Below are 8,897 nucleotides of genomic sequence, written 5' to 3'. Positions count from 1 at the left end.
TGGAAGCGTGGGACACCGACTTCGGCCGCACGCACGACGCGCAGCTCGACTCCGCGGTCGCGCGCGTCACCCGCGATGGCGTTCCCGCGCTCGCGGCACAGGCGAGGACGGCGCGGGCGCGCGACCCGAACGCGCTGAAGGACGAGGAATGGAACATCGACCGCCTCGGCCGCGCCCTGCTCGCCCGCGGCCGCACCGCCGACGCGGTGGCCGTCTTCCGCCTGGCGGCCGAGCTGTACCCGCAGTCACCGCAGGCGCAGACCAGCCTGGGCGAGGGCCTGTCCGCCGCAGGCGACCCCGCCGCTGCCGAAGCCGCGTTCCGCCGCGCACTCGCGCTCGACCCGGCGGAAACCCGCGCCGCCGAGCTCGTGCGCCGCGTGCGACGCTCCACATCCGCCGAAAGGATCTGACGGCAGCGGCTCGCGTCGAACCATCGCCCGCCGTCCATCTTCCGAAGCCGTGCACCGTTCGGCAGGGCGGATGGATCACGGCTCTACGGGCGATGTACGGCGGTTGACCCACGGACGATGCGCGGCGGATGAGCGCGCCGCGGCGTAGAAGGAGAAGGGACGCGAAGCATCAGCAGCGAGCCCGTTCCGCTTCTCTGGCGGCCATCTTACGTTTCTGACGCGGGACGATACCGGAGCGGCGTACGCACTGCCCCGTGGCACGGAAACTCCATCACCGTCGAGGATTCGCCGGGCGCCGGGACCTTTCCGGCCACTAGAACCCATCCGCCCGGCGGACGGACCTCGCAGCTTCGCGGTTCGCTCCCCATCATCACGACCCAAGGGATCGCATGGCGCTCGACCTCCGCGCCTTCTCGCTGCTGGACATGCTGCGCTGCGGCAACGGCCTGCACCGCGCCACCGCCGACACGGACACGATGGAGCAGGCCGCGGAGTCCATCATCCGCTACCTGTACGAGCAGTGCGGCGACGGCGACGGGTCGCGGCAATGCGCCATGGTGCGCTTCTACAAGACGCACGCGTACGGCCGGCTCCCCGAGGACCTGAAGGAGTTCGTGCGCCTGCAGCTGGGCGGCGCCGCGCCCGACGCCGCGGTGAAGTGCCTGACGCTGCTCGGCACCGCGGGCGACCAGCCGGAGTGGAACTCACGGCACGAGTCGCGCGGCCACCGCGCGATCCCCCTGCTGAGCGTGGAGGTGGTGGAGCGCGCGCCCATGATCGCGCAGCTCATCCGCCAATTGGGCCTGGAGGTGGAGCCGCTGATCCATGCCTCGGCCGAGCTGCTGGACGACGCCGAAGGCCGCACGTACAACGTCTTCCACGTGGAGACGGCGCCCGGCAGCCCGTACATCCCCGCGCAGGCCGAGTTCGTGGAGCCGTTCGGGATCGCGTCGGTGCTGGGCTTCGGCGGGCTGCTGCCGAGCGGCGACCTGTTCGCGGTGATCCTCTTCTCGCGTGTCACCATCCCCCGCGCCAGCGCCGAGCGCTTCCGCAAGATCGCCGCGGACGTGAAGGCCAGCATCTTCCACTTCGGCGACGAGCGCGTGTTCGCCCAGGGCGCATCGCTCGTGGAGGCGTGAGAGCGGCGGATGAAGGCATGCCCGTCGGTCGAAACCGCCGCACGCAGCCGCGAAGTTCCCCTGCGGAGACTACCGCAACGACAAACCGACAGGACACCGCGCGAGAACGAACCAACCCTCCCCCAGGCAGTTTTGGGGGAGGGTCGGCGAGCCTGAGCGAGCCGGGGAGGGGGCCTCTCCCGGCAGCAACAGAACGAAGGAGCCCGCCGGAAAATCCCGGCGGGCTCCTTCGTTTTCACATCCTCAGCCTCTCCACCCAAGGCTCGCTTCGGCGGAGAGGCATCCGCGTCAGTTCGGCACCCGGTAGTTGATGATGACCTTCTGTTCGTCCGGGGTGCGGGCGACGATGGAAACCGCCTGGCCCGGCTGGATGCGCGCCGCGGCCGACTCCACGCTTCCGGGGGTGCTCACCGCCACGCCGTTCACGCTCTCGATGCGCAGCCCGGCCTTGATCACCGGCCACGCGGGGCTCCCCCGGTCCACGTCGGTCACCACCAGGCCGCCGGCCGGGAGGCCGTTCTGCCGCGCCGTCGCGTCGTCGATGCGCTCGGTGCGGAAGCCCAGCTTCGTGCCGGCGCTCACCGGCTGCTTCCGCGCGGTGCCAGCCTGCGTCACCGGCTGCGCCTGCATGGCCGAGAGCTTGACCGTGAGCCGCTGGCGGTCGCCGTAGCGGACGATGTCGAGCACCACGTCGTCGCCCGGCTGCTTGCGGGCCACGCGCTCCATCAGGTCGCCCGTGTCGTCGATGCGGGCGCCGTCCACGCCCACGATCACGTCGCCCAGCTTCAGGCCCGCGTCGCGCGCCGGGCCGGTGGGCTCGCCCGCCACCACGGTCCCCGCGGCCGCGTCGAGCTTGAAGACCTCCTTGTCGGCCGACGACACGTCGTGGATCTGCACCCCAATCATGGGGCGGTGCACCGTGCCGTAGCGGATCAGGTCGTCGGCCACGCGCTTGGCCAGCGAGATGGGCACCGCGAAGCCGTAGCCGTTGTAGTAGCCCGTGGGCGAGGCGATGGCGCTGTTGATGCCCACCACGTGGCCCTGGAGGTCGATCAGGGGCCCGCCGGAGTTGCCGGGGTTGATGACGGCGTCGGTCTGGATGAAGTGCTCCAGCGGCTGGGTGGCGCCCTCGTTCTCCCGCATGATCCCGATGGAGCGGCCCTTGGCGCTCACGATGCCGGCCGTGGTCGTCTCGCCCAGCGAGAGCGGGTAGCCCAGCGCCAGCACCCAGTCGCCCGTCTGCAGGCCGTCGGAGTTGCCGAGCTGGACGGTGGGGAAGCCGCGTCCCTCCAGCTTGAGCACCGCGATGTCGGTGTTGGGGTCGCGGCCCACCACGCGGGCGCTGAACTCGCGCTTGTCGGTGAGCGTGACGGTCACGCGGTTGGCGCCGGCCACCACGTGGTTGTTCGTCAGCACGTAGCCGTCCTGCGAGACGATGAAGCCGCTCCCGGCGACCACCTCGGGCTGGCTGCTCTGCCCGCCGCCGGGGCCGCCGAAGAACTGCTCGAACGGCGTGCCGCGGAACTCCTGCGGCACGCGGTTCTCCACCGTGCGCACGGCCTCGGTGCGGATGTAGACCACCGCGGGAAACGCGGTGCGGCTGGCGGTGCGGAACGCGGTGGCCAGCGAGTTCGCCTCGCCCACCGGGCCGGCCTGCGGCGCCGGCGCATTCGCGGGCGGCAGCGGCGGGATGCCCGTCTGCGCGGACGCGCGGGTAAGCGAGGTGCGGACGACCTCCACGCCCGTGGCGGCGGTCGCGAGCCCAAGGACGAGGGCTCCGGGAACGGCGATCCTGCGTACGTGCCTGTTCATCTCGGGTCTCCTGTGCGAGCTTGATCTTCCGGGTGCTACCACGCAGCTTCGTACCCACACCGTTCGGCGCCCGTTCCTGCCTAACCCCCCGCGTCGATTAGAGATGGGTTAACCGTAGATTAAGGGATCTTAATCCTAAGATGCGCATCCTGATCGTGGAGGACAACACCCGCATCGCCGGCTTCATCGCCAAGGGCCTGCGCGAGGAGGGCTACGTCGTCCAGACTGCCACGGACGGCGACGAGGGCTTCGCGAAAGCCACGGCCGAAGGCTTCGACGCCGCGGTGGTGGACGTGATGATCCCCGGCCGCAACGGCTTCGACCTCGTCCGCGACCTCCGTGCCGCGGGCGTCGCACTGCCCGTCCTCCTGCTCACCGCCAAGGACCGCACGGAGGACAAGGTAGAGGGGCTGGATTCCGGGGCCGACGACTACCTCACCAAGCCGTTCGACTTCTCGGAGCTCACGGCGCGGCTGCGGGCGCTGCTCCGCCGCTCGTCTGCCGGGGCGCCGGCGACGCTGCGGGCGGGCGACGTGGAGCTGGACCCGGCGACGCGCGAGGTGCGCAAGGCGGGCGAGGCGGTGGAGCTGACGCCGAAAGAGTTCTCGCTGCTCGAATACCTCCTGCGCAACGCAGACCGGCCGCTGTCGCGCGCCACGCTGATGGAGCACGTGTGGGGTATCCGCTTCGACCCCGGCACCAACGTGGTGGACGTGTTCATCAACTCGCTGCGCAACAAGCTGGACCGCGAGCGCGAGCTGATCGTGACGGTGCGCGGGGTGGGCTATACCATCCGCAGCGTCGGGAGGGAGGCTTGAGCGTCCCCTTCCGCCGCCCGGCCTCGCTGCGGCGCGAGATCGTGCTGGGCTACTCGGTGGTCCTCCTCGTCTCCCTCACGCTCTTCGCCACGGCGACGTGGCTGATCCTGCGCCAGTCGCTCGCCAGCACGGGCACGCAGTCGCTGCGGCAGACCGCGCAGGCGGCCGAGCAGCTCATCATCCCGCCGCAGGTGCCACGCGTGGAGGTGCGGGAGGACAAGGTGCCGCCCGGCGAGGGGAACGTCGAAGCCCTGCGCCGCCGCACCCTTCTTCCGACGGGCGACGTGGTCACCATCTACGTGGCGCGGACCGGCGACGTGGAAGGAAAGACGCTGCGCTCGTTCGCGCTCATCTCGCTGCTGCTGATCCCCGTCACCGCGCTGGCGGCGGCGCTGGCCGGGCGCTCGCTGGCGGAGCGGCTGCTGGACCCGCTGAACCGCCTGGTCGCCGCGTCGCGCGAGATCGGGATCGGCGGGCTGTCGCGGCGGGTGAGGGAGGAGGGGCAGCCGGCGGAGCTGCAGGAGCTGGCGCTGGCCTTCAACGGCATGCTGGCCCGTCTCCAGCGCGCGGTGGAGGCGCTTCGCCGCTTCACGGCCGACGCCAGCCACGAGCTGCGTACGCCGCTCACCGTGATCCGCGGCACGGCCGAGGTCGCGCTGGCCCGCGAACGCTCGCCCGAGGACCTGCGAGAGACGCTGGGCGAGATCCTGGAAGAGACGCGGTCGATGCTGCACCTTGTGGAAGACCTGCTCCAGCTCGCCCGCGGCGAGGAGGCGGAGGAGCCTTCAGGGCTGGCCCCGGTGGACCTGGTCCCCGTGCTCGCCGAAGTGGCGGAGATCGGCGGCGCGCTGGCGGAGGGCAAGCCGGTGGAGGTGCGGCTGAGCGCGCCGGAGCACGCGGTGGTGCGCGGCACGGCGGGGTCGCTGCGGCGCCTCTTCCTGAACCTCGTCTCCAACGCGGTGAAGTTCACCGAGGCGGGCCGCGTGGAGATCACCGTGCGCGATGCGGACGGGCCGGTCACGGTGTCCGAGAGCGGCGGCACGTCCCTCGTCCCGGCCGTCGGCGGCGAGGCGCAGGGGTGGGTGCAGGTGACGGTGGAGGACACCGGCAGCGGCATCGCGGCCGATGAGCTGCCGCGCGTGTTCGACCGCTTCTACCGTGCCGACGCGGCGCGCGAGCACAGCGGCGGCACCGGGCTGGGCCTTGCGATCGCGCGGATGATCGCGGAGCAGCACGGCGGCGTGATCGAGGCGGCCAGCGAGCCCGGCGCAGGCAGCACCTTTCGGGTGCGCCTGCCGCGCTGAACGCGGTGCAGGGCACCGGTGGAGACGGAAACGTGCTACGGCGGGGTGTCCCGTTGTTGCGGTCTGCCGGGCCCGGCGCGGACGGGGGCTCCGCGCGCGGAACCTGAACGACGGAGATTCGGCATGCTTCGGAACAAGCTGATCCACACCCTGGCCGCGGGGGCGTTCCTCACGCTGGCCGCCTGTGGCGGCAGCGGCGACAACGGCGGCAGCGCGGGCGGCGCATCGGACACCGGCGCATCGGGCGGCGGGACCAGCGGGTCGGCCGCGACCACCGACGCGGGCACCGGCGCCGCCGGGACGGGAACCGCGGCCGGCGGCACGATGGCGACCGACTCCGCGGCCATGGGCACCACCGGGACGATGGGTACGGACAGCAGCGGGATGGGCGCCGGGGCGACGGGCGCGGCGGGCACCACCGGCACCGGCGCGGGCGGGGCCGCCACCACCGGCGGCGCCACGGGCACCAGCGGCACCACGGGCGGCGCTGGCGGCACGACGGGTGGCGCAGGCGGCGCGGGCGGCACCACGCCTCCGTGACCTGAGGTCCGACGCACGACCAACTGAGCCCGGTGGCAGCCTGCCGCCGGGCTCGTTCGCTCCGCCGCTCGCATCGAGCGAGGAACGTGGGACCGCGATGGGGCGTGGTCGGGAGCTCTCGTCGTCTCCTCCGAACAGCCGGGATTCAGGTGACTCGCGCCGCGCCGCGGCTTCCGAGCGGCGAGCACGATGCGCATCTACCGACCCCCGTGATCGATCACCGAACACCATCTGCCGAACGCTCGGCACGTGTGCGACGGAGCCGATGCGTAGATGATTTCCGTCTCCCGCGGCGGATCGCGCGGGTGCGGAAGCGGCGGCCCGAAGCTCGCATCGCCGCGCCGGCCGAGGGCTGTGAACGGACCTGGAACACGGAGACGGAGATGCGCAACAAGCTGTTCCCCGCGGCCGTCGTGGCGGCCCTGGTGGGCCTGGGAGCTTGCAACAGCGTGGGCGGAAACTCGCAGAGCGCGCCCGAGCAGACGAACACCGACGCGGGCTCGGCGAACGCGCCGCAACCCGGCAGCGAGACGCCCGTGCCGGCCACGCCCAGCGGCACGATGGCCCCGGCTGGCACGGCCGCTGGCCCCGCTGCCACGGGTGCGAACGCGCCCACCGGCACGGGCTCGGCCATCGCTCCGCCGGACTCCACGGGCGGCGCCCCGGTCAACAACGCCGGACCGACGGGCGCGGGCCCGGGCAGCGGCGGCCCCGGCTCCGGCAGCGCCGCGGGAGCCCCGCCGAAGCCCCCCGCGAACGTCCCCGCCCGGCGTCCGTAGCGGCTTGGGAGTCGAGACGCGAAGAAGAGCCCGGCGGATTGTCGTCGGGCTCTTCTTCGTTCTGCTGCGCATCCGCGGAAACGCCACGGCGGGGCGCGATGGTCGGCGGCTGTTCATCTCCCGTCATACGCGCTGCTTGTCGTGAGATGGCGATTCAGCGTCAGACGAAATCCGGGAGAATCGGTGCGGCAGCATCGCCCTGGCGGCTAAAGCCGCGGGCTACGACGGCGCCAAGCCCACCTCCGTGGGCTGCTACCGATGGTCCGAACCGCGTCCGCGAGACTCCGCGAAGGCAAGTCGATCTACCCGGATTCCGCATCGGACGAGGACGCGTCGGTGAGTTGGAAGACGAGCGAAGAGTTTTGGCCGCCGGTGGTCCGCCGGTGGTCTGGCCCACCAACTTTCGCCTGCGATCGTCGTGGCGGACGCGCAATCGTGCGGGTGTGTGCGGTCAAGCGGGACTGCTTCGGAAGGAGCTGCGTCAGGCGGGGAGGGCGTTGGCGCTGTCCGGGGTGAGGACGCGGGGGGAGGCGGGGACCTCGCTGAAGGCTTCGGCGAGGGTGCGCTCGGCCTTCTCCAGCACGGCGCGCTTGCCGGGGAAGCGGAGGAGGCGGTGCGCTTCGTCGAAGGTGCACCAGCGGAACTCCTCGGCCTCGGACGAGATCTCCACGCGCTCGCTCTCCGCCTGGGCCAGGAAGTAGACGACGCGCTTGACGATGAGGCTGCGGCCCTCGCCGCGGCCCTGCGTGAAGACGTAGCGCTCCTCCTCGCGGAAGCCGCCGCGCACGCGGTACTCGCCCAGCGCCAGACCCGCCTCTTCGCGCAGCTCGCGCTCGGCGGCCTCGGCGTCGGTTTCGCCCTCCTCCACGCCGCCCTTGGGGAACTCCCAGATGGGCCGCCGCGTGAGCGCCGAGCGCACCAGCAGGTAGCGCCGCCCGTCCGGCAGCGGGCGGAACAGCACGATGCCCGCGGCGTTCTGCGTGATTCTCCTCAATCCAGCCTCCACGTTCGGGTGCAGGCTCCCGCGTAGCGCCAATCTGGTACGTTGAACGGTGTCAGGCAACGGGCAAGGAAATTGCTCCCCCGCGGCGCCGGAAGCTTGGACATTCCTTCACCGGACCGGAAAGAAATCCGAATGGATCCCACCACACGACACGACCTCCCCCCCGCCGGGGAGCCGTCGCTTGGCGACCTGCTGCGCGCCCTGGCGGCCGACGCCTCGGCGCTGATCCGGCAGGAGATGGCCCTCGCCAAGGCGGAGCTGAAGGCCAACGTGGCCGGGCTGGTGAAGGACGCCGGCGCGGTGGCGGTGGGCGGGGTGCTGGCGGCGGTGGGCGCGCTGGTGCTGCTGGGCGCGCTGATCGGCTTCCTGGGTCACCTGATGGGCGGCCACTACTCGCTGGCGGCGCTGATCGTGGGGCTGGTGCTGGTGGGCGGCGGCGCGTTCCTGAGCATGAGCGGGATGAAGAAGCTGGGGAGCGAGCAGGTGGCGCCGGAGCAGACCCTCACCACCCTGCGCGACACGGGCGACTGGGCCCGCGCCGAGGTGGCGGAGCTGAAGGCCACGCTCGGGGGCGACCCCGTGGGCCACGGCGCGCTCTCGCACGAGCGGATGCTCGCCTCGAGCACCGTCACGTCCACGGGCGCGACGGCGGACACGGCGCGCCACGCCCGCACCGGCACCGCGGTGGACGAGCGGCAGGGCCGTGCGAAGAAGCCGGCCGCGGGCGCACAGGGCAAGGCGGACGCGGCGGACGAGGAGCTGCCGGTCACCGCGCCGCTGTGGAAGCGCGTGGCGCACGAGTTCTCGCGCGACGACATCTCCAACCAGGCGGCCAAGGTCGCGTACTACTTCTTCATGTCGTTCCCGCCCGCGGTGATGGCGCTGTTCGGCCTCACCGGCATCTTCGGCGGGCCCAAGACGGCGGACTGGCTCACCGCGCACCTCTCGTCGTCGCTGCCCAGCGAGGCGGGGGCGATGGTGAAGGGCTTCGTGAGCGACGTGGTGCTCAAGAACGCGCCGGGGCCGCTGTCCATCGGCCTGCTGCTGGCGCTGTGGTCCGGCTCCAACATCTTCTCCGCGCTGGGCGACACG

At 72.0% G+C, this 8,897-nt stretch carries 9 protein-coding genes; 7 read left to right on the top strand and 2 right to left on the bottom strand.

The window, feature by feature from the left end:
* The coding region (locus VFE05_03940; GenBank protein ID HET6229205.1) for a tetratricopeptide repeat protein at window positions 1-410 on the top strand (410 nt) is incomplete at its 5' end.
* Between the two features lie 389 nt (window positions 411-799).
* Window positions 800-1,549: a hypothetical protein gene (locus tag VFE05_03935; GenBank protein ID HET6229204.1), complete on the top strand. Its 750-nt coding sequence runs from the start codon at window positions 800-802 to the stop codon at window positions 1,547-1,549.
* Between the two features lie 288 nt (window positions 1,550-1,837).
* Here VFE05_03935 and VFE05_03930 read toward each other — a convergent pair whose 3' ends face one another.
* On the bottom strand, window positions 1,838-3,361 hold the full coding sequence (locus VFE05_03930; GenBank protein HET6229203.1) for a trypsin-like peptidase domain-containing protein: 1,524 nt from the start codon (window positions 3,359-3,361) through the stop codon (window positions 1,838-1,840).
* 140 nt (window positions 3,362-3,501) lie between these two features.
* On the opposite strand from VFE05_03930, the gene VFE05_03925 reads away from it, so the two are divergent.
* The 4 genes from VFE05_03925 (at window position 3,502) to VFE05_03910 (ending at window position 6,802) form a co-directional block, all read left to right on the top strand.
* A complete protein-coding gene (locus tag VFE05_03925) occupies window positions 3,502-4,179 on the top strand; it encodes a response regulator transcription factor (GenBank protein HET6229202.1) in 678 nt (225 codons plus the stop codon).
* Complete coding sequence (locus tag VFE05_03920; GenBank protein ID HET6229201.1) at window positions 4,176-5,483, top strand: HAMP domain-containing sensor histidine kinase; 1,308 nt, start codon at window positions 4,176-4,178, stop codon at window positions 5,481-5,483. The genes VFE05_03925 and VFE05_03920 overlap by 4 nt, the downstream gene beginning before the upstream one ends.
* A gap of 123 nt (window positions 5,484-5,606) precedes the next feature.
* The gene (locus tag VFE05_03915; GenBank protein ID HET6229200.1) at window positions 5,607-6,023 is read left to right on the top strand and encodes a hypothetical protein; all 417 of its coding nucleotides are present in this window, start codon (window positions 5,607-5,609) and stop codon (window positions 6,021-6,023) included.
* A 383-nt stretch (window positions 6,024-6,406) separates the two neighbouring features.
* Entirely contained in the window at window positions 6,407-6,802 is a 396-nt protein-coding gene (locus VFE05_03910) for a hypothetical protein (GenBank protein ID HET6229199.1), read from the top strand.
* A gap of 481 nt (window positions 6,803-7,283) precedes the next feature.
* On the opposite strand, the gene VFE05_03905 is transcribed toward VFE05_03910, so the two are convergent.
* Complete coding sequence (locus VFE05_03905) at window positions 7,284-7,796, bottom strand: NUDIX domain-containing protein (GenBank protein HET6229198.1); 513 nt, start codon at window positions 7,794-7,796, stop codon at window positions 7,284-7,286.
* A 141-nt stretch (window positions 7,797-7,937) separates the two neighbouring features.
* On the opposite strand from VFE05_03905, the gene VFE05_03900 reads away from it, so the two are divergent.
* On the top strand, window positions 7,938-8,897 hold a 960-nt coding region (locus VFE05_03900; GenBank protein ID HET6229197.1), incomplete at its 3' end, for a YhjD/YihY/BrkB family envelope integrity protein.

It is taken from the genome of Longimicrobiaceae bacterium, assembly GCA_035696245.1.
Classification (GTDB): Bacteria; Gemmatimonadota; Gemmatimonadetes; order Longimicrobiales; family Longimicrobiaceae; genus DASRQW01.
This window is presented reverse-complemented; position numbering and strand designations above follow the sequence as displayed.